The organism is Pseudomonas sp. WS 5503 (assembly GCF_012985385.1).
Taxonomy (GTDB): Bacteria; Pseudomonadota; Gammaproteobacteria; order Pseudomonadales; family Pseudomonadaceae; genus Aquipseudomonas; species Aquipseudomonas paracarnis.
In genome coordinates this window covers 260,213-280,204 of the sequence record NZ_JAAQWI010000008.1, presented here as the reverse complement: position 1 = coordinate 280,204, position 19,992 = coordinate 260,213, and the positions used below count along the sequence as shown (strand labels likewise).

Sequence of the window (19,992 nt, the reverse complement as noted above, 5' to 3'; positions counted from 1 at the left end):
TAGTATTAAGAAGGCACTACTGCTTGATCAAGGCACAGCTATCAGATGCTCTCGTGCCGGCCGATTAGAGAGCCACTCTGTAAGCCCAGGAGCGTCGGCTCGCACGTTAACCAGGGCTTCAGCGGCTTGAGCTCTCCATGCTAGGTCTCCCGGCTCTGTGAAGTTGCGCCGTAGCTCTCGAATGTTACTAAGAGCCACTTCAGACCATGACAGAAAATCTTTCAAACTCCAATGAGCTACGCGGCCAAGATGAGGGATAGCACCCTGTTTAGCTTTCGTAGCAGGAGTTATAAGTACAGGGTATATAGATGCTGTAGCGGCCCCAGCCACATGCTCTCGTAGCCAGTCGGGATGCGAGGCGGCCTGCCTAGCCTTGGTTGCATCAATGGTGCTGCCTTCGCCTTTTGCATTTGCGTGATCCTCAAAAACGATAGCGATACTGCCAATAATCCACCATGGATCTGGTGAGGCATCGACTTCTTTCTTCCCTGCGTTAAAGCCTAGGTGCTGCCCTAAGAGTACTTGTGCTTGCTCAAACGTTCCTGCTGCCTGCAGCCCCACTCTAATTCGCTTCTCAAAGGCCGAAAATGTCCTATTGTGAAGAGTTCCAAGATTGGCGAGATGAGTCTCCAATTGCTCGACTTGTAGCTGTACAACTGCGTGGTTTGAATCGATAACAGAAGGCTCCGTTTTGGATCCTCGTGCAAGAGCAATGAGCCACGGGATACCGGCTGCCGATTCCTTTGCCTTCTTGAATTGCTGTTTGGCATTGCCATCGAAGCCGGGCTCACCTTCTGACGAGGCGCGCTCTGCAGCGCTCCCAGCGAGGTAATGCCAGAGAGCACGATAACCTCGTAGACCCGCATCACTTAGGCCGCCTAGAACCTCGCGTGCAGCTTCATACGCGCTTACGTAATCCTCATTCCAGATCGCGGCTTGCCATGCGATTTCATTTGGAACGATGGCAGCTAGTTGGTCCATTGCTGGGAACTCCAACTGAGACACGCTTTCTCGCATTTCGAGTATGCTTTGGTTGGCTTCCTCCCATGCCTCTTCATGCTCGAGAAAAATGTCGAAGTTGTCTAGTATCTCGGCAGCCGTGATACTGGAGGACTGCTCTATACCAAACTCAAGCTCTGCCTGTAGTTCTGGATGCAAATAACTGCGTCGCTTCCGGTCCGTGAGATAGGCTGGGAGATCTTCTCCTGTCACAATCACGGCCGAGTAATCGTTAAGTCCTCTGGTGCAGCGTCCGATTGCTTGGAGCACCCTTGTTTGAACGCGCTCATTGAATAGGAGATTTGCCCCCATTCGATTCATGAGGAAGCGTTCTTGTAGATTTGTGGCACGTGGTAGGCCTTCGACAAAGAGTAGGCGGCAGTCATCATCCGGAAAGTCAATGCCGTCGTACCTATTTGCTACCACCGCAACGGCTGGACTACTGTTGGTAAACGCCGTTTTGCTCTCTTCCAGATCGTCAGCACGGAACACCTTGTAGCGGAGTGACGCTTTTACGTCCTTTGCGATCTCTTCCGCACTGCCGGCACTAGGAGTTAGCACCAGGCTACGCCCTGCTTCTTTCATAAGTTTACGTCGGAGCCCTAGGCAGTCCTCCTGGTCTAGTGACATCTCTGGGAACACGAAGAATCGACGTCCAATGCCTTGTCGATCCCATCCGTCGGGGATCTGCAGGCGCTTTATGTTGTTGCGCCCTGTTAGCCGTTCTAGATCGCCTCCAGCTCCGAGTGTTGCCGACATGAAGATACGCTGTGTTGCGCCTGAGAATGGCTTGTGTGTCCAAGTGGGCGGGATCAGTGGGCGGAGCAATACCTCTGTGGCGGATAGGTAGAGTTGGCATCCTTGCAGGTGGTCTCCAATCATCCGCCACACGAATTTGTGGTCGCCATTACCAACGTTCTCGGCGATTGCAGTGCGCAACTCGTTGGCAATCTCATCCATTTGGTGAGTGGGGATTTTATCCACCCAATTAATGTCGTCCATGCTGTTCCAATTGCCGGTTAGGCGCGCGTAGCTTTGATCTGAGATGACGCTCCTCAGAACGCTAACCACTGATTGGAACAGCGTCGGATCTTCGGAGCGTTGGATACGCATCGTCCACTGGCTAGCAATGTAGTTCTCCGCCGCATGTGCATCGTCAATGATGATGATGTCTGGGGCTTCAAAAAAAGGGTTCACGTTGAAGAGGCTATTGTACGTGGTCACTGCAACGCGCTGGCCACTAAGGTAGGCTGCCTTCGCTTCAGGCGTATAACGCTTTACCTGTCCTGTGAATGCCTCGACCGTTAGGCCGTACTTCGTTGAGGCTTCCTCGACAACCTGATTTACCAGTTGTCGAGTGGGGCAGAGGTAGACAACCCGCTCTTTGAACCTACGTCGCCGCCATTCAGCAAGTAGGAGCCCGACAAGAGTCTTCCCGCTGCCAGTCGGTAGCTGCAATGCAACGTCGCTGACATTAACTGCGTCCGAAACGTACGTCCTAAGTATCTGGCCTTGATGATCGTACAGGCTTGGATGTTTGCGACGAGGAAGGTCACGAAATAGCCGATCCGGGCTTTCTGGAGCGGGGGTTTGAGTTGGGTTTTTTTTAAACGCCATGATATTTGGGCCCTAGTGCAGCGAAACGTGTTGCTGAAGAAGCGGCGCTGCATACGCTGGAAGGAGCCCGTGTTTCGGGCTGAGTACGTGAGGTCACGGTACTGATGGGGCGCATCCAGGCGCAAACAGCTGGTCCTTCAGCCTGCGCGAACCACCTGAGCGCGCTAGCATCCGGCTACCCATTGCCGTTAGTAATGGCTTGACGCTATCAAAAATGCGCTGCTCTGTCACTTACAGGGTTAAGCCCTATCCAGCCTTGTTTGAAGTTGCAAAGGCAGCGTCGTAGGTTCATTGCTGGGTAGAGGGCAAATGTGGCTGAGGAGTATGGGCTGGAGTGCTGAAACCAGCCCAGAGTCCATTTTACGCGGGGTTTAGGCATTAAAAAGCCGGCTTGTGGCCGGCTTCTCGGGGACTGCCTCAGCTTGTTTTTGACAAACCTCACCAGCCTTCAAATCGCTCAGCCCACATGGCGTCGGGCTGAATAGTAGGGGCATCCGCGGGAACTCCTCCGCTTCGCCGGCAGGAAATCAGCTAAAAGCGACCCCTGCCAAATGTGCGGCGCATGATACCCACATTCACCTCAGTTGCCCACCTCCGGTTCCGATTTAGAGCCTTCCCAGCCCAGCAGGTGTTCATCCAGTGGCACCGGTGGGCGGCGGTTGTTGAGGGTGGACCACCAGAATACCCAGCCGACGATCTTGAAGCTTTGTTCGAAGCGTTCTTCGTGGTTGAGGTATTCGTCCGGGTGTTCGCTGGCGTTGTGGCTGCGCATGCGCAGGCCGCCGCCAGGACGGTTGTAGAGGTATTTGATGCGCAGCATGCCGTCGTGTTCAACGGCGTAGATTTCACCGTCGATGATTTGGGTGCGGCCTCGGTCGATGGCGAGGGTGGCGCCTTGTTGGATGATGTCGATCATGCTGTTGTCGACCATGTAGGCGCCTATCGCGCGGTCGGGGTTGACGTTGAGGGTTTCCAGGTTGTGCAAGGAGACGCGGATGCGTTCGGTTGAGGTGAAGGTGGGGTGGAGAGGGATCTCCACGTCGGTTTTTTCCGGGCGGCAGGCGGGGCCTGTGAGGTATTTGCCTGTGTCTTCGCGGGTGGTTGCAATCCTTGCGATGGGGCCTTCCAACAGGTAGTTGGCAGGCGGGTGCTTGGGGCCTTTACCGTCGCTTAACCAGCGACTTGAGACGCACAGCAATTCTGCGATCTCGTTGAGTCGGCCCATGGGGACGCCGCGTTTGAACCAGTTGTTCACGTGCTGAGGCGTGACGCCGCGGTTCTTGGCGAAGTCGGAGGCGGAAAGATGAACTTCCCGTAGTAGTGCTTTTAAACGATCACCTGATGTATTCATAAACGCAGAGTTTACTGGCCGGAAAGTCCCATCAAATAAACCATGCGTTGATTTGCCGTTGTAGGATCTGGCTTAGTTATGGCTTGATCTTTCATGTATGCAACTTGGTTAAACGCTGCAACTAAACATTGAACTTGATGTTTAGTCTGGCCCATAAAAAAGCCCCGAATTAACGGGGCTTTTTATTTGCCGTGGCACTGAGGTGCGGGTATCAGCCTTTGTAGGCAGCAACCGACTTCATGATCTCGGCGCGGGCGGCGTCTGCGTTGCCCCAACCGTCGATCTTCACCCATTTGCCTTTTTCGAGGTCTTTGTAGTTCTCGAAGAAGTGCTTGATCTGTTCCAGCAGCAGTGGCGGCAGGTCGGTGTATTCCTTCACGTCCACGTACAGCTGGGACAGCTTGTCGTGTGGCACTGCGATGACTTTGGCATCGCCGCCGCCGTCGTCGGTCATGTTCAGGATGCCGACTGGGCGGGCGCGGATAACCGAGCCTGGGGTGACCGGGTAAGGGGTCACGACCAGCACGTCGAGGGGGTCACCGTCGTCAGCCAGGGTGTTGGGGATGAAACCGTAGTTGGCCGGGTAGAACATCGGGGTGGCCATGAAACGGTCAACGAACAGGCAGTCGCTGTCTTTGTCGATTTCGTATTTGATCGGCGCGTGGTTGGCCGGAATTTCGATGGCGACGTAGATGTCGTTCGGCAGGTCTTTGCCAGCCGGAATCTTGCTGTAGCTCATTGGGCGTTGCCCCCGTTAGTTGGCCATATGACATGGCCGGATTGGCCTAAAAGTGGCGGCGATTATAGGCATATTCTGACGCCGATGCCATGCGCCAAGCGTCGTACGGTCATTCGCCCTGCGGCGAGTAGCGCGGGTCGCTGGCTTGCAGTTGAGTCAGGCGGGCCAGCGGATCTTGGCGATAAAAGCGGCTGAGTTGGGCGTACACCTCTGGATAACTATTGACCAGTAAATCCGGGGCGCTGAAGAAATACTCGCTGGTGACGGCAAAGAACTCCGCCGGGTTTTCCGCAGCGTAAGGGTCTATCTCGGTTTCGGCGTCCGGGTTGGCGTCCAGCTGACGGTTGAGCTCATCGAAGGCGCCTTGCATCACGCTGGCCCAGTCCTGCACGCGCATGTCGTGGTGCAGCGGTGGCAGGCCGTTGGCGTCGCCGTTGAGCATGTCCAGCTTGTGCGCCAGCTCGTGGATGACCAGGTTGTAGCCTTCCCATTGGCCGCTGGCGAGCACACCAGGCCAGGCGAGGATCACCGGGCCTTGTTGCCAGGCTTCGCCGCTGTGTTCGCCGTCCCATTCGTGCTCCACGCCACTGGCATCGCGATGGCGTTGCGGGCTGAGGAAGTCGTCGGGGTACAGCACGATCTCATGGAAGCCCTGGTACCAGTCGAGGTCGCCCAGGTTCATCAGCGGCAATTGCGCCTGGGCGGCGAGCAGCAGGCGTTGTTCCTGGTGCAGTTCGACGCCGGGCAGGGCGGTGAGGTGTTTTTCGCCAAGGAACACCACGCAGGCTTCGCGCAGCCACTGGTCTTGCTCCGGCGTAATGCCGTCGAGGAAGGTCAGGTGGTGGCGCACCCGTTGCCAGGTGTCATCGGCAATCGGGTGCTTGGCCAGCAGGCGCCGGCGACGCCAGGCGCTGAGGGACCACACGGGCGGTCAGTGCGGGTTGGCTTCGGAGGACGTGCGGCCAAAGCGGCTGCGCACTACGCCAATAATCATCGGCACCAGTGACAGCAGGATGATGAACACCACCAGCAGCGACAGGTTCTTCTTGATAAAAGGCACGTTGCCGAAGAAGTAACCCAAGGTCACCAAGCCACCGACCCACAGGATGGTGCCCAGTACGCTGAAGCCGAAGAAGCGCGGGTACGGCATCTTGGCCACGCCCGCGACGAACGGCGCGAAGGTACGCAGGATCGGCAGGAAGCGCGCCAGGGTCACGGTCTTGCCGCCGTGCTTGTCGTAGAAGTCGTGGGTTTTTTGCAGGTAGTCGCGGCGGAAGATCTTGGAGTTCGGGTTGCTGAACAAGCGCTCGCCCGCCGTTCGTCCGATCACGTAGTTGGTGCTATCGCCGAGGATGGCCGCCAGCATCAGCAGGCCGGCCAGCAGGACTGGGTCCATACCGCCGCCAGCCGCTACAGCACCGGCGATGAACAGCAAGGAGTCGCCCGGCAGGAAAGGCATGACCACCAGGCCGGTTTCGCAAAAAATCACCAGGAACAGAATGGCGTAGATCCACGGACCGTAATTGGTTACCAGCATGTCGAGGTAGACGTCGAGATGCAGGATAAGGTCGAGCGGGTTGAAATCCATGGATGGCACCTGTGTGAATAGCCCGACTCAGCGGGCTTGTGCGGAAGCTCAGGCAATAAGGCTACAAGTAATTGTCGCGGTTCTTACAACCCTGAAAGGTCGGCATTATACGGATTGAGAGGTGAAAAGCGTGTGGCTTTTGTAGCGGGGAGTGTCGCGAAATTGTGAAGGGGTTGGGCTTCAAGCCAGTCGCCGGATCCAATGTGGGAGTTGGCTTGCCTGCGATAGCGGTGGGTCAGTATGAGAAATGCTCGCTGACACTCCGCCATCGCAGGCAAGCCAGCTCCCACAAGGATATTGCGGTGTCTGGCTGACTGGTTTTCAGTCTTCGTTGATCGGCAACACGTAGTTTTTGAATTCGGTGTCTTCGCGAAACCCAATCGATTCATAGGTCTTCTGCGCCACGTCGTTATCGCTGCTGGTCGATACCCGCAACCGTACAGCGTGGGTGTCCTTGGCCATTTTCTTGGCCGTGCGCATCAGGTTGTCAGCCACCAGTTGCCGGCGTGCGTCCTCGGCCACATAGATGTCGTTGAGGATCCACACCCGCTTGAGCGACAGCGAAGAAAAGCTCGGGTACAGCTGGCAAAACCCCAGCAGCCGCTTGTCGTCATCGTCGGCCAGGGCCAGGTAGATCACCGACTCCTTGCGCCGCAGGCGCTTTTCCAGGAAGGCCCGTGACGAGTCCGGGAACGGCAAGGCCCCGTAGAACTCGCGGTATTTGACGAACAACGGGGTCAACAGGTCCAGGTGTTCCAGGGTCGCTTGAGTAATCCGCATGCCAGGCCTCAACTTCCAAATGGGGTATGACCACACGAGCGGCCGTGACTCGATGCTGCCTAATGACGCCAAAAAGCGCAATCGTGCCGCTATCGGTCATCCGCCGGGCTGAGCAGGAAATTGCCCTTCATCAGGTCCGGGTCGTCGGATTCGAGGGTCTGAACCTGTGCCTCATCCTTGAGATTGACCCCCGACAACTGCCGGCGACACGCCTCTCGCATCAAGTACAGCAGGCGATGGGCCGCCATGCCATAACTCAAGCCCTCCAGCCGCACATTGGAGATGCAGTTGCGATAGGCATCGGTGAGGCCGACCTTGGGGTTGTAGGTGAAATACAGGCCCAGGCTGTCCGGCGAGCTGAGCCCCGGTCGTTCGCCGATCAGGATCACCACCATCTTGGCGCCCAGTAGCTGCCCGATTTCATCGGCCACCGCCACGCGGCCTTGCTCCACCAGAATCACCGGTGACAAGGACCAGCCTTCGGCGTGGGTCTGTTCTTCCAGGCGTGCCAGAAACGGCGCTGTATGTTTATGCACGGCCAGTGCCGACAGGCCATCGGCCACCACGATGGCCAAGTCCACGCCACCGGGTTGGGCCAGGGCGTAATCGCGCAGCGTTTGCGCCGACTCATCGCTCAGGCGTCGCCCAAGGTCCGGGCGTTGCAGGTAGATGTGCCGGTCCGTGGCGGCGCTGTGCAACAACAGGCTGTCTCGGCCACGTTCGGCCAGTTGGTGGCTGAGCCCGGCGTGATCGAAGGGCAGGTGCACCGCGTCCCGCGCCTGGGCGTGGGCAAACTGGAAGTCCAGTTGGGCGCTGGTGGGAAGGCTGGTGCCGGTGCGGCCCAGGGCAATACGCGCCGGGGTCAGGCGGCGCAGTTCCAGCCACGGGTTGTCAGGCAATTCTGGTTGCACAGTCGGCTCCTTCATCCCAATTGCGCCAAGGCGTGACGAAAGGCCGGTGGCAGGCTGTTGCCAAAGTGCACCTTGCCATCGGCCTGCGTGAAGATGCCCATTTTCGCCAGCCACTGCTCGAACTCCGGCGCCGGTTTTAAACCCAATGTTTGCCGCGCGTACAGAGCGTCGTGGAACGAGGTGGTCTGGTAGTTGAGCATGATGTCGTCGGAGCCGGGGATGCCCATGATGAAGTTGATGCCGGCCACACCGAGCAGGGTCAGCAGGGTGTCCATGTCGTCCTGGTCGGCTTCGGCGTGGTTGGTGTAGCAGATATCGCAACCCATGGGCACGCCGAGCAGTTTGCCGCAGAAGTGGTCTTCCAGGCCGGCGCGGATAATCTGCTTGCCGTTGTACAGGTACTCCGGGCCGATAAAACCGACCACGGTGTTCACCAGAAACGGCTTGAAGTGCCGCGCCACGGCGTAGGCACGGGTTTCACAGGTTTGCTGGTCGACGCCAAAGTGCGCATTGGCCGACAAGGCGCTGCCCTGACCGGTTTCGAAGTACATCAGGTTCTGGCCCAGGGTGCCGCGCTTGAGGCTCAAGCCGGCGTCGTAACCTTCCTGCAGCACGTTCAGGTTGATCCCGAAACTGGCATTGGCCGCTTCGGTACCGGCAATTGACTGAAACACCAGGTCCAGTGGTACGCCGCGGTTGATCGCTTCGATGGAGGTGGTGACGTGGGTGAGCACGCAGGCCTGGGTGGGGATTTCGTAGCGCTGGATGATCGCGTCCAGCATCTCCAGCATGGCGCAGATCGAGGCGATGCTGTCGGTGGCCGGGTTGATGCCGATCATGGCGTCGCCGTTGCCGTACAGCAGGCCGTCGAGAATGCTCGCGGCGATGCCGGCCGGTTCGTCGGTGGGGTGGTTGGGCTGCAAGCGCGTGGACAAGCGCCCGCGCAGGCCCAGAGTGCCGCGAAACTGGGTGACCACGCGGATCTTCTGCGCCACCAGCACCAGGTCTTGCACGCGCATGATCTTGGACACGGCCGCGGCCATTTCCGGTGTCAGCCCTGGCGCCAATGCGCGTAGGGCCTGTTCATCGGCCGCGTCGCTGAGCAGCCAGTCGCGCAGGCCGCCGACAGTGAGGTGGCTGACCGCTGCAAACGCCTGTTTATCGTGGGTGTCGATGATCAGCCGGGTGACTTCATCGCTTTCATAAGGAATCAGTGCTTCTTGCAGGAAGTGCTTGAGCGGGATATTCGCCAGCGCCATCTGCGCCGCCACACGCTCACCGTCATTCTGGGCAGCGACACCGGCGAGGAAGTCACCGGAGCGTGCGGGGCTGGCCTTGGCCATCACGTCCTTGAGGCTGTCGAAGCGGTAGGTTTGAGCGCCCACCGCGTGGGAAAAGCTTGCCATACAGTGTCTCCTTGATGACGCGGGCCTGCTGTGGGCAAGGCGCCGCGTCGAGGTTTTCGGCAGTTAGTGCAGAGCGGCCTCTGCGGCCTGGATCGCCGCGAACTCCTCTTCCGGCGTGCCTGCTACCAAGTGATGCCGGCTGTAGAAAGCAAAGTAAGCAATTAATACTCCATAGATGATCGCCGCGCCAATCACCACACGCGGGTCCACCAGAAAGCCAGCCACCACGGCCACGCAAGCCAGCACCAGCGCCACGCCCGAAGTGAAGATGCCACCCGGCGTGCGGTATGGCCGCTCCATTTTAGGGCGACGGATGCGCAGGGTGATGTGGGCGGCCATCATCAATACGTAGGAAATGGTGGCGCCAAACACCGCCACCAGGATCAGCAAGTCACCCTGGCCGGTCAGCGACAGGCCAAAGCCGATAATCCCGGGGATCACCAGTGCCAAAACTGGCGCCTTGCTCTTGTTGGTCTCGGACAATTTGCGCGGCAAGTAACCGGCACGGGACAAGGCAAAGATCTGTCGCGAATAGGCGTAGATAATCGAGAAAAAGCTCGCGATCAAACCGGCCAGGCCGACCAGGTTGACGAAGCTGCCCATCCAGGTGGAACCGCCGTAGGACAACGCCAAGGCTTCAACCAGCGGGTTGCCGGATTTGATCAGCGCGTAAGTCCCCGCACCGCCCGGCGCGATCACCAGGATCAACAGGGCAAAACTGGTCAGCACCACAATCGCGCCGATCAGCCCGCGAGGGAGGTCGCGCTTGGGGTTCTTGGTTTCTTCAGCGGCCAGCGGCACGCCTTCCACCGCCAGGAAAAACCAGATGGCATAAGGGATCGCAGCCCACACGCCGACGTAGCCGAACGGCAGGAAGCTGCTGGCGCCCTTGGCCTCGGTCACGGGTATATCCAACAGGTTGGCGACGTTGAAGTGCGGCACCATCGACACCAGGAACACGCCCAGTGCAATCGCGGCGACAGCGGTGATCACGAACATCAGCTTCAAGGCTTCGCCCACACCAAAGATGTGGATGCCGATAAAGATGATGTAGAACGCCAGGTAGATCATCCAGCCGCCAATGCCGAACAACGACTCGCAATAGGCGCCGATAAACACTGCGATGGCGGCGGGGGCGATGGCGTATTCGATAAGGATGGCAGTACCCGTGAGGAACCCGCCCCAAGGGCCGAATGCGCTGCGGGCAAAACCGTAGCCACCGCCAGCAGTGGGGATCATGGAGGACAGCTCGGCCAGGGAAAAGCACATGCACAGGTACATGGTGGCCATCAGCAAAGTGGCGAGGAACATGCCGCCCCAGCCGCCTTGGGCCAGGCCGAAGTTCCAGCCGGCGTAATCGCCGGAAATAACATAGGCGACGCCAAGGCCAACCAGTAGTACCCAGCCGGCGGCGCCTTTTTTCAGTTCGCGTTGTTGAAAATAATCGGTGCCGACTTTTTCGAAGTCGACAGAAGAACCAGTGGGTTCGCTAGGCATGGGAAGTACCTTCCATTCTTATTGTTTTTGACTCGGCGTCTGTGTGCCGAACGAGGTAGCAATTGCTTGTGATATCAAATGTGGGAGCTGGCTTGCCTGCGATAGCGGCCTGTCAGCTACCCCTTATTTGGCTGATACACGCCGCTAATGTAGGAGCGAGCTTGCTCGCGAAAAACTTGCGAGCGCCTCGGGGAGTCAGGCTGCTCGCGTTATCGTTAACGTTCTTCGCGAGCAAGCTCGCTCCTACAGTGACGGTTGTTGCTTCAGTGGGGTTAGAAAAAGCCCAACGGATTAATGTCGTAGCTCACCAGCAAGTTCTTGGTCTGCTGGTAGTGATCCAACATCATCTTGTGGGTTTCACGGCCCACGCCAGACTTCTTGTAACCGCCAAACGCGGCATGCGCCGGGTACAGGTGGTAGCAGTTGGTCCACACGCGGCCGGCCTTGATCGCCCGGCCCATGCGGTAGGCGCGGTTGATGTCGCGGGTCCACAGGCCGGCGCCCAGGCCGAACTCGGTGTCGTTGGCAATCGCCAGGGCTTCGGCTTCATCCTTGAAAGTGGTGATGCTTACCACCGGGCCGAAGATTTCTTCCTGGAACACGCGCATGTCGTTGGTGCCCTTGAGCAGGGTCGGCTGGATGTAATAACCGGTGGCCAGGTCGCCCGTGAGCTTCTCGACCTTGCCGCCGGTGAGCAATTGCGCGCCTTCGCCCTTGGCGATTTCCAGGTAGGACAGGATCTTGTCGAACTGCTGCTCGGACGCCTGGGCGCCGACCATGGTGTCGGTGTCCAGCGGGTCACCACGCTTGATCGACTCGACCTTCTTCATCACCACTTTCATGAAGTCATCGTAGATCGACTCTTCTACCAGAGCGCGGGAAGGGCAGGTGCACACTTCGCCCTGGTTGAAGAACGCCAGCACCAGGCCTTCGGCGGCTTTTTCGATAAATGCAGGTTCCGCTTTCATGATGTCGGCGAAGAAGATGTTCGGCGACTTGCCGCCCAGCTCGACCGTGGACGGAATGATGTTCTCGGCCGCGGCATGCATGATGTGCGAGCCCACAGGCGTTGAACCGGTAAAGGCGATCTTGGCGATGCGCTTGCTGGTGGCAAGGGCTTCGCCAGCTTCCTTGCCGAAACCGTGCACCACGTTCAGCACGCCCGGTGGCAGCAAGTCGCCGATCAGCTCCATCAGCACGCTGATGCCCAGCGGCGTTTGCTCGGCTGGCTTGAGCACCACGCAGTTACCGGCGGCCAGGGCCGGTGCGAGTTTCCACGCGGCCATCAGCAGTGGGAAGTTCCACGGGATGATCTGACCAACCACACCCAGCGGTTCGTGGAAGTGGTAGGCGGCGGTGAGTTCGTTGATTTCCGCGCTGCTGCCTTCCTGGGCGCGGATGCAGCCAGCGAAGTAGCGGAAGTGGTCGGCGGCCAGAGGAATGTCGGCGTTGAGGGTTTCGCGCACGGCCTTGCCGTTGTCCCAGGTTTCGGTGATGGCCAGCAGTTCGAGGTTTTGCTCGATGCGGTCGGCGATTTTCAGCAGTACCAGCGAGCGGTCCTGGGCGCTGGTTTTGCCCCAGGCGTCTGCGGCTGCGTGGGCGGCGTCCAGTGCTTTGTCGATGTCTTTGGCAGTGGAGCGCGGGAAGTCGGCGATGGGCTTGCCGTTGACCGGCGAGGTGTTGGAGAAGTAGTTGCCATCGACCGGCGCCACGAATTCGCCGCCGATGTAGTTGCCGTATTTGGCCTTGAACGAAACGATGGCGCCTTCGGTACCGGGGTGTGCATAACGCATGGTGGGCATCTCCTGCTTTTATGTTTATCGGAGTACAGCGCTGCGAGCGCGTTATAAAGCGTAGAGCAAAGGTCGGGCCATCGCCGTGCGGGCCAGCAGAATCAAGAGGTTGGGCTTTGTTGCAAGGCTTTGCCGTGACGGGAGTGATACAGGCAAGGTGACAGTTTGTGCCATAAACGATACAGCCTGTGACCGGTGGGTCGGGCCGGGATTGCAATGGCCGGATGGCTGGGGGATGCTGGGCGTTCTCACGCAGGGAGAATAATAAGAACATGCATAACGATCATTTCAGTCGCCATGCCCAGCAAGTCTTGACCGTCACCCGTGGCCAAGAGCTTTCCCAAGGGCCTGGCAGCGACCCGTCCATCGCCCGTTCCTGGCTGCGCTGCGTGGAGGATTACCACCTCGACCCGGCGCTGACCATCGCGCCCACCGTGCTCGAGCACGGGCGCTTGCTGGAAAGTCGCGAGCGCCTGCGCCAAGTGCTGCACATCGCCGGTAGCGAAATGAACAGCCTGCACCAGCAACTCTCCGGCGCCGGTCATGCGGTGCTGCTCACCGATGCGCGTGGGGTGATCCTCAACTGTGTCACCGCGCCGTCCGAGCGCAAGATCTTCGAGCGCGCCGGCTTATGGCTGGGCGCTGACTGGAGCGAAGCCTGCGAAGGCACCAACGGCATCGGCACCTGCCTGGTGGAGCGGCAGTCGTTGACGATCCACCGTGACGAGCATTTTCGCGGCCGTCATACCGGGCTGACCTGTTCGGCCAGCCCGGTGTTCGACCCTCATGGTGAATTGCTGGCGGTGCTGGATGTGTCCTCGGCCCGCGAAGCCGTGTCGCGCCAGAGCCAGTTCCACACCATGGCGCTGGTGAACCTGTCGGCCAAGATGATCGAAAGTTGCTATTTCCTGCGCCACTTCGAACACCACTGGCTGTTGCGTTTCCACCTGCAGGCCGAGTCGGTCGGGTTGTTCAGCGAAGGCTTGCTGGCGTTTGATGGCGAAGGGCGCATTTGTGCGGTCAACCAGAGCGCTCTGAACCTGTTGGGGCAGCTACGCGGCGGCTTGGTGGGCCAGTCGGTGGAGGCATTTTTCGACTGCTCCCTGGATCAGTTACTGGGGCGGGCCAGCGCGAATGCCACGGCCAGTTGGCCGCTGCGCACCCGCGATGGCCGGCCTTTGTTTGCAGCGCTGCGAGGCCAGCCGCGCAGTGTGCCTGTACCCATCATCAAGCCGCAGGCGCCACGGCCTTTGGGTATCTGCGTGGGCGACCCGGCGTTGCAAAATGAGCTACGCAAGGCCTCGCGAGTGTTCGAGCGCGACGTGCCCTTGCTGATCAACGGCGAAACCGGCTGCGGTAAAGAAGCCTTCGCCAAGGCTGTGCACCAGGGCAGCCAGCGGAGCGATAAGGCCTTTGTTGCGCTGAACTGTGCGGCGATTCCAGAAAACCTGATCGAGAGCGAACTGTTTGGCTATCGCGCCGGCAGTTTCACCGGCGCCCTTAAAGAAGGCATGCGCGGCAAACTGCAACAGGCCGACGGCGGCACGCTGTTTCTCGACGAAATCGGCGACATGCCCCTGGCGTTGCAAACCCGCCTGTTACGGGTGCTGGAGGATCGCCTGGTGGTGCCTATCGGCGGCGAACCTCAAGCGGTGAACGTGCGCATCATCAGCGCCACGCACCGTAATTTGCTGGAGCGCGTGGCCGATGGCAGCTTTCGCGAAGACCTGTATTACCGCTTGAACGGCTTGGAAGTGGCCCTGCCGCCGTTGCGCGAACGCAGTGACAAGTCGCAACTGTTGGACTTCCTCCTGGCCCAGGAAGCGGGCACCGAGCAGGTGATGCTGGACGAGCCTGCGCGCCAGGCTCTGTTGGCATTCCACTGGCCCGGCAACCTGCGGCAGTTGCGTACGGTGTTGCGCACGGTAGTGGCGCTCTGTGAGGGCGGGCGAGTCGGTCTTGAAGACTTGCCGGCACTGATTCGCCAAGCGCAGCCGCAAGGGGCGAGGGTGGATGCGCCATGCGTCTCGCCGCTGGAAAACGCCGAGCGCCAGGCATTGCTCAACGCGTTGGCGCAGCAGCGCTGGCATATGAGCCATGTGGCTGAACAGTTGGGGGTCAGTCGCAATACGCTGTACCGCAAGTTACGCAAACATGGCATTTCACGGGACGCCATGCAGTAAGGGGCGCTGTCGGAGTAACCTGGTTATTGCGAACTGCTCGTTTTTTGTCTCACGCGCTACCTTGAAAGACGCTGAGCTTAAAAACGCCGGCAGCGCGGTTCAAGGCCTCCCTTGTGCCGGATCCTACCGGCGAGCGTTTCGTGCTCAGCTAAAGCGTGCGAACTTTCCCACCCTACGCTAACCTGCCTCGATGTTTACGAGGTCGACTATGCACATTCATATTCTGGGTATCTGCGGTACGTTCATGGGTTCGATGGCGGTTCTGGCCAAAGAGCTGGGCCATCACGTAACAGGCTCCGATGCCAATGTTTATCCACCCATGAGCACGCAGCTACAGGCGCAAGGGATTGAGCTGACCCAAGGTTACGACCCTTCGCAATTCGACCCGGTGCCGGACCTGGTCGTCATCGGCAACGCCATGTCTCGCGGCAACCCGGCGGTGGAATACGTACTGAACAAAGGCTTGCCTTACGTCTCCGGCCCCCAGTGGCTGGCGGACCATGTGCTGCAGGGCCGTTGGGTCCTGGCAGTGGCGGGCACTCACGGCAAGACCACCACCAGCAGCATGCTCGCCTGGGTGCTGGAGCATGCAGGCATGAGCCCGGGTTTCCTGATTGGCGGTGTGCCGCAGAACTTCTCGGTATCGGCGCGCCTTGGGGAGACGCCGTTTTTTGTGATCGAGGCCGATGAATACGACAGCGCCTTTTTCGACAAGCGCTCCAAGTTCGTCCATTACCGCCCACGCACAGCGATCCTGAATAACCTTGAGTTCGATCACGCGGATATCTTCCCCGATCTGCCGGCGATTGAGCGCCAGTTCCACCACTTGGTGCGCACTATCCCAAGTGAGGGCCTTGTCATTCATCCCACCACCGAGCCTGCGTTGCAGCGTGTGATCGACATGGGCTGCTGGACCCCGGTGCAAACTACCGGCGCGGACGGGCAGTGGCAGGCGAGGTTGCTCAGCGAAGACGGTTCGCGGTTTGAAGTGCTGTTCGAAGGCCAACCCCAAGGCATCGTCGATTGGGGCATGACCGGCCAACACAACGTGGCCAACGCTTTGGTGAGCCTGGCTGCCGCTCGGCATGTTGGCGTGGTACCAGCCATGGGCATTGCCGCCTTGAGCGCGTTCAAGAGTGTGAAGCGGCGCATGGAGAAAGTCGCTGAAGTAAATGGAATTACCATCTACGACGACTTTGCCCACCACCCGACCGCAATTGCCACCACCCTGGATGGCCTGCGCAAGCGCGTCGGCGATGCGCAGATCATTGCCATCGTCGAGCCGCGTTCCAACTCCATGAAGCTGGGCGCGCACCGTGATGGCCTGCCCGAGAGCGTCAACGATGCCGACCAGGTGGTGTGGTATGCGCCGGCCAACCTCGGCTGGGATTTGCCCGCGATTGCTGCGCTATGCACCGTGCCCTCCACAGTCTGCGTTTCGTTGGAAGACATCATTGAGCATGTGAAATCCTTGGCCCAGCCCGGCACCCACGTGGTGGTCATGAGCAACGGCGGCTTTGGCGGCCTGCACGGCAAGCTGGCCGAGGCACTGAAATGAGCGGGCCGGAACGCATCACCCTGGCGATGACCGGCGCATCCGGTGCGCCCTATGGCCTACGCCTGCTCGACTGCCTGGTGCGTGAAGACCGTGAGGTGCATTTTCTGATCTCCAAGGCGGCGCAATTGGTGCTGGCGACTGAGACCGATGTCGCGCTGCCTTCCAAGGTGCAGATGATGCAGGCATTCCTCACCGAGTACACCGGCGCAGCGGCGGGGCAGATCAAGGTTTACGGCAAAGAGGACTGGATGTCGCCGGTAGCCTCAGGCTCCGGTGCGCCAGCGGCGATGGTGGTGGTGCCGTGTTCCACCGGCACCTTGTCGGCGATTGCCACGGGCGCCTGCAACAACCTGATCGAACGGGCGGCGGACGTGACCTTAAAGGAGCGCCGCCAATTGATCCTGGTGCCGCGCGAAGCGCCGTATTCGAGCATTCACCTGGAGCACATGCTCAAGTTGTCGAACATGGGCGTGACCATCCTGCCCGCGTCGCCAGGCTTCTATCACCAGCCACAGACCATCGATGACCTGGTGGACTTTGTGGTGGCGCGCATTCTCAACCTGTTGAACATTCCCCAGGACATGCTGCCACGTTGGGGCGAGCACCATCTGGGCGGCGATGAATAAAGCACTGCTGCTGTTGATGGCGCTGCAACTCACCGGCTGTGCCACAGCGCGTACTCTGGATGCCGCGCAACCGGGCGCCCCGGTGGTGTATGCCGGCACACGCCTGGATCTGTACGCGATCAATGGCGGCTGCTGCGCCAAAGACCGCTTTGGTGCCGAGGCCCCGAGCTATCCCCATCTCGACCTGCCGGCCAGCGCGTTGCTCGATACCTTATTGTTGCCACTGTCGGTGTTGACGGTGCTGGGTGTGGGCTTCAACGCCACGGGCGGGCTGTAGATAGGATGTGGATCGGTGGATCGTTCCCACGCTGTGATGGATCGTTCCCACGCTCCGCGTCCCAAGCATGACGCAGAGCGTCATAACCGGCGCTCCCACGCAGAGCGTGGGAGCGATCAGTACAAGCGCTGCACCATTACTTACCGAGCTTGCGCAACTCGTCCGATTCCACCACCCGCACGCCATCCTGTTCTTCCAGCGCCAGGCGCCACATGGCGCGGGCCAGTTCGCAGACTTCAATACCGTGGTACTTGCCCGGGATAAGCCGTGACAGCGGGCCGGCCAACTGTTCGGCCAGGCGCGGTTCCAGTCGCTCACCCAGCAGCAGCGAGGGACGTACGATGGTCAACTGCGGCCAGTCTTGCGCTCTCAGCGCCAGTTCCATTTCCCCCTTGACCCGGTTGTAGAACACCGAGGATTTCGGGTCGGCGCCAATCGCACTGATCACGATCAGATGCCGCGCGCCCAGTTCCCGTGCGCGCTTGGCGAAGGCCACCACCATATCCAGGTCGACCGCACGGAACGCCGCTTCCGAGCCGGCCTTTTTGATCGTGGTGCCCAGGCAGCAGAAGGCAATATCCACGCGGCCGCTCAGTTGCGGCAGGAACACCGCCGGGTCGCCCACCGGGTTTTCCAGGCGTGGATGTTCAGCCAATGGTTTGCGGCTGGGTGCCAGCACGCGGGTCACGGTGGGTTCGTTGAGCAGGCGGTCGAGCAGGTGTTCGCCAGTGAGGCCGGAAGCCCCGGCCAGCAAGATATGCTGCGGTGTCAGGTACATGGTGTTTCCCCCTTGTTACACGTTACAGCTTAGTTGCCTTTGGCTTCCTTGCTATTCATTGAGACGCTTTCGAGCGCCTTTCGTGCCTGCTGTTTACGTAATAATTGCCAATGGGCGATCACGCCTTTAGGGGCCCAGATCTGCGGTTCGGAGGCTTCGAAGTTGTCCGCCTGTTCGCGTTCGGCCACGTGCAGTTGCGCCAGTTTGAAGGCGTGTTGCAAATCATCCGTCTGGTTGAAAGCTTGTGCGAAAAGGGCATCACCGAAGTAGGTGAAGTCTGCTTCTTCCGAGCAGCCGAATGACACGCGGTCTGCACGGGAGGCGGTCATGATCAGGGTGCGCTCATCTTTGAGCGCCGGTATGAAACCGCCGGAGTAACACGCGGAGATCACGATGACCTTGTCGCGGTTTTTCAGCGGTGCGAGCACGGCGGCCAGCTCGTCGGCGGGCAGGTCGGCCAGTTCCATGCGCGGTTGGTCGAGCACCAGCTCATGCTCATGGGTGCCATGGCTGGTCATGTAAATGAACACCAGGTCTTCCGGTCCGGTCCGTTCGGCCAGGGTTTGCACCGAGCGGCGCAGGCTTTCGCGGGTGGCCAGGGGGCGGTCGGCGATATGGTCGCGGTGGTTGACCAGGCGCACCTGCCCGCGCGCGCCGAAGCGGGTGGCGAGCAGGTTGCTGACGTAATCGGCCTCGCGCAGGAACACGCTTTGTTTGCCGTCGCCGGCCAGCACCAAGGTGTATAGCTCCACGGCCGGAGTGGACGCGGGCACTGTCGCCAGGGCGTCATCAAGCAAGCGGCCTTGAGCCAGTATGCCGGTCTCCAGAGGGTCGGGCAGCAGCTTGCCCTCGGCGTCGCGCACGCGCAGGCCGTTGACCCAGGTGCCGGACTGCACGGTGCCGTCGGTGAGTACCAGGGTGCCATGGCCTTGATAGTTGTCGCTGTCGAAGCCACCGATATAGAAACTGCCATCTGTGAGGTTCAGGCGCCCTTCGCCGGTAAAGCGCCAGTCACTGAACTGGCCGACATAGTGGCTGCCATCGACCCCGATCAATTCGCCTTTGCCGGTCAGCGCGCCTTCCTTGAACTGGCCGATCCACACATCACCGTCGGCGTTCTCGTAGCGGCCTTTACCGTTGAGCTGGTTCTGCTTGAATTGGCCGACATAGATATCGCCTTCGGCGCTATTGAAAGTGCCATTGCCTTCCAGTTGTCCATCGACAAAGCGGCCGCTGAACTGGTTGCCGCTGTCGTCATTGCGCTGGCCTTCGCCATTGGGCTTGCCGTGGGCGAACTGGCCCTGGTACTGACTGCCGTCGGCCAGTTCCAGGCGGCCGAGGCCTGAGTACTGGTCGTCCTGGAATTCGCCGCGATAAGTCATCTGCCCTTCTTTGAGGGTGCCTTCGCCGTTGCGTCGGCCGTTCTTGAAACCGCCCACGTAGCTGCTGCCCGAGGTGGTCAGGCTACCCTGGCCATCAAACAGGCCCTGCTTGAATTCACCTTTATAGACTTCGCCATTGCTGCCATGCCATTCGCCCTGGCCGTGCCACTGGCCTTTGTCGAACTGGCCGGCGTACCAACTGCCATTGGGGTAATCCACACGGCCTTGGCCTTGCAGCAAGCCGTTGACCACATCGCCACGGTAGCGGCCGCCATCGGGCAGGCGCGCATCGGGCGGCAACAGCGATTCGCCGTCTCCGCAAGCGGTGAGCAACAGGGCAAGGGCAAGGGGAGCGAGTGGGCGCATAGCGGGATCCGGATAATTGAGCGCCGAGTATGCCGTAGCCGGGGTGCCGAACCTAGTGGTCTATGCGCAGGATCCATCACCTGTAGGAGCGGGCTTGCCCGCGAAAAACTCACAGGCGCCGCATTTGTTCAGCAAGCACGC

At 59.8% G+C, this 19,992-nt stretch carries 16 protein-coding genes and 1 pseudogene; 4 read left to right on the top strand and 13 right to left on the bottom strand.

The window, feature by feature from the left end; genetic code table 11:
• Positions 1-27: 27 nt before the first annotated feature.
• The 11 genes and pseudogenes from HBO10_RS21165 to HBO10_RS21120 form a co-directional block, all read right to left on the bottom strand.
• Positions 28-2,616 carry a DEAD/DEAH box helicase gene (locus HBO10_RS21165; RefSeq protein ID WP_034126875.1) on the bottom strand — a complete coding sequence of 863 codons (2,589 nt, stop codon included), beginning with the start codon at positions 2,614-2,616 and terminating at the stop codon, positions 28-30.
• Between the two features lie 580 nt (positions 2,617-3,196).
• Positions 3,197-3,967, bottom strand: a complete 771-nt coding sequence (locus HBO10_RS21160; protein ID WP_034126892.1) for a S24 family peptidase — start codon at positions 3,965-3,967, stop codon at positions 3,197-3,199.
• Positions 3,968-4,178: 211 nt separating this feature from the next.
• Complete coding sequence (gene ppa, locus HBO10_RS21155) at positions 4,179-4,706, bottom strand: inorganic diphosphatase (protein ID WP_003176323.1); 528 nt, start codon at positions 4,704-4,706, stop codon at positions 4,179-4,181.
• Between the two features lie 109 nt (positions 4,707-4,815).
• Positions 4,816-5,631: a M90 family metallopeptidase gene (locus HBO10_RS21150; protein ID WP_034126893.1), complete on the bottom strand. Its 816-nt coding sequence runs from the start codon at positions 5,629-5,631 to the stop codon at positions 4,816-4,818.
• 6 nt (positions 5,632-5,637) lie between these two features.
• On the bottom strand, positions 5,638-6,294 hold the full coding sequence (locus tag HBO10_RS21145) for a DedA family protein (protein WP_003194521.1): 657 nt from the start codon (positions 6,292-6,294) through the stop codon (positions 5,638-5,640).
• A gap of 321 nt (positions 6,295-6,615) precedes the next feature.
• Entirely contained in the window at positions 6,616-7,074 is a 459-nt protein-coding gene (locus HBO10_RS21140; RefSeq protein ID WP_014720105.1) for a GNAT family N-acetyltransferase, read from the bottom strand.
• An 89-nt stretch (positions 7,075-7,163) separates the two neighbouring features.
• On the bottom strand, positions 7,164-8,000 hold the full coding sequence (gene eutC, locus HBO10_RS21135) for an ethanolamine ammonia-lyase subunit EutC (RefSeq protein WP_034126894.1): 837 nt from the start codon (positions 7,998-8,000) through the stop codon (positions 7,164-7,166).
• Positions 7,997-9,391, bottom strand: a complete 1,395-nt coding sequence (locus tag HBO10_RS21130; protein WP_003194516.1) for an ethanolamine ammonia-lyase subunit EutB — start codon at positions 9,389-9,391, stop codon at positions 7,997-7,999. The genes eutC and HBO10_RS21130 overlap by 4 nt, the downstream gene beginning before the upstream one ends.
• 63 nt (positions 9,392-9,454) lie before the next feature.
• Positions 9,455-10,888 (bottom strand): ethanolamine permease, encoded by a 1,434-nt coding sequence (gene eat, locus HBO10_RS21125; protein WP_003194515.1) that lies wholly within the window; start codon positions 10,886-10,888, stop codon positions 9,455-9,457.
• A 145-nt stretch (positions 10,889-11,033) separates the two neighbouring features.
• A pseudogene (locus HBO10_RS31410) lies at positions 11,034-11,123 on the bottom strand (outer membrane lipoprotein carrier protein LolA); the annotation flags it as partial.
• 37 nt (positions 11,124-11,160) lie between these two features.
• Positions 11,161-12,681, bottom strand: coding sequence for an aldehyde dehydrogenase family protein (locus tag HBO10_RS21120; RefSeq protein WP_005791797.1), 1,521 nt, complete (start codon positions 12,679-12,681; stop codon positions 11,161-11,163).
• A gap of 272 nt (positions 12,682-12,953) precedes the next feature.
• Here HBO10_RS21120 and HBO10_RS21115 point away from each other — a divergent pair, with 272 nt between their 5' ends.
• From HBO10_RS21115 to HBO10_RS21100, 4 genes are all read left to right on the top strand, one after another.
• A complete protein-coding gene (locus tag HBO10_RS21115; protein WP_034126895.1) occupies positions 12,954-14,864 on the top strand; it encodes a sigma-54-dependent Fis family transcriptional regulator in 1,911 nt (636 codons plus the stop codon).
• 208 nt (positions 14,865-15,072) lie between these two features.
• On the top strand, positions 15,073-16,422 hold the full coding sequence (gene mpl, locus HBO10_RS21110) for a UDP-N-acetylmuramate:L-alanyl-gamma-D-glutamyl-meso-diaminopimelate ligase (protein ID WP_169922104.1): 1,350 nt from the start codon (positions 15,073-15,075) through the stop codon (positions 16,420-16,422).
• Positions 16,419-17,048: a flavin prenyltransferase UbiX gene (gene ubiX / locus HBO10_RS21105; RefSeq protein ID WP_032895136.1), complete on the top strand. Its 630-nt coding sequence runs from the start codon at positions 16,419-16,421 to the stop codon at positions 17,046-17,048. The genes mpl and ubiX overlap by 4 nt, the downstream gene beginning before the upstream one ends.
• Positions 17,041-17,325, top strand: a complete 285-nt coding sequence (locus tag HBO10_RS21100; RefSeq protein ID WP_003194502.1) for a YceK/YidQ family lipoprotein — start codon at positions 17,041-17,043, stop codon at positions 17,323-17,325. The genes ubiX and HBO10_RS21100 overlap by 8 nt, the downstream gene beginning before the upstream one ends.
• Before the next feature lie 136 nt (positions 17,326-17,461).
• Here the strand turns inward: HBO10_RS21100 and HBO10_RS21095 are convergent, their stop codons facing one another.
• Positions 17,462-18,103: an oxidoreductase gene (locus HBO10_RS21095; RefSeq protein ID WP_014720096.1), complete on the bottom strand. Its 642-nt coding sequence runs from the start codon at positions 18,101-18,103 to the stop codon at positions 17,462-17,464.
• A 29-nt stretch (positions 18,104-18,132) separates the two neighbouring features.
• Positions 18,133-19,851, bottom strand: a complete 1,719-nt coding sequence (locus HBO10_RS21090) for a C13 family peptidase (RefSeq protein ID WP_034126897.1) — start codon at positions 19,849-19,851, stop codon at positions 18,133-18,135.
• Between the last annotated feature and the right edge of the window lie 141 nt (positions 19,852-19,992).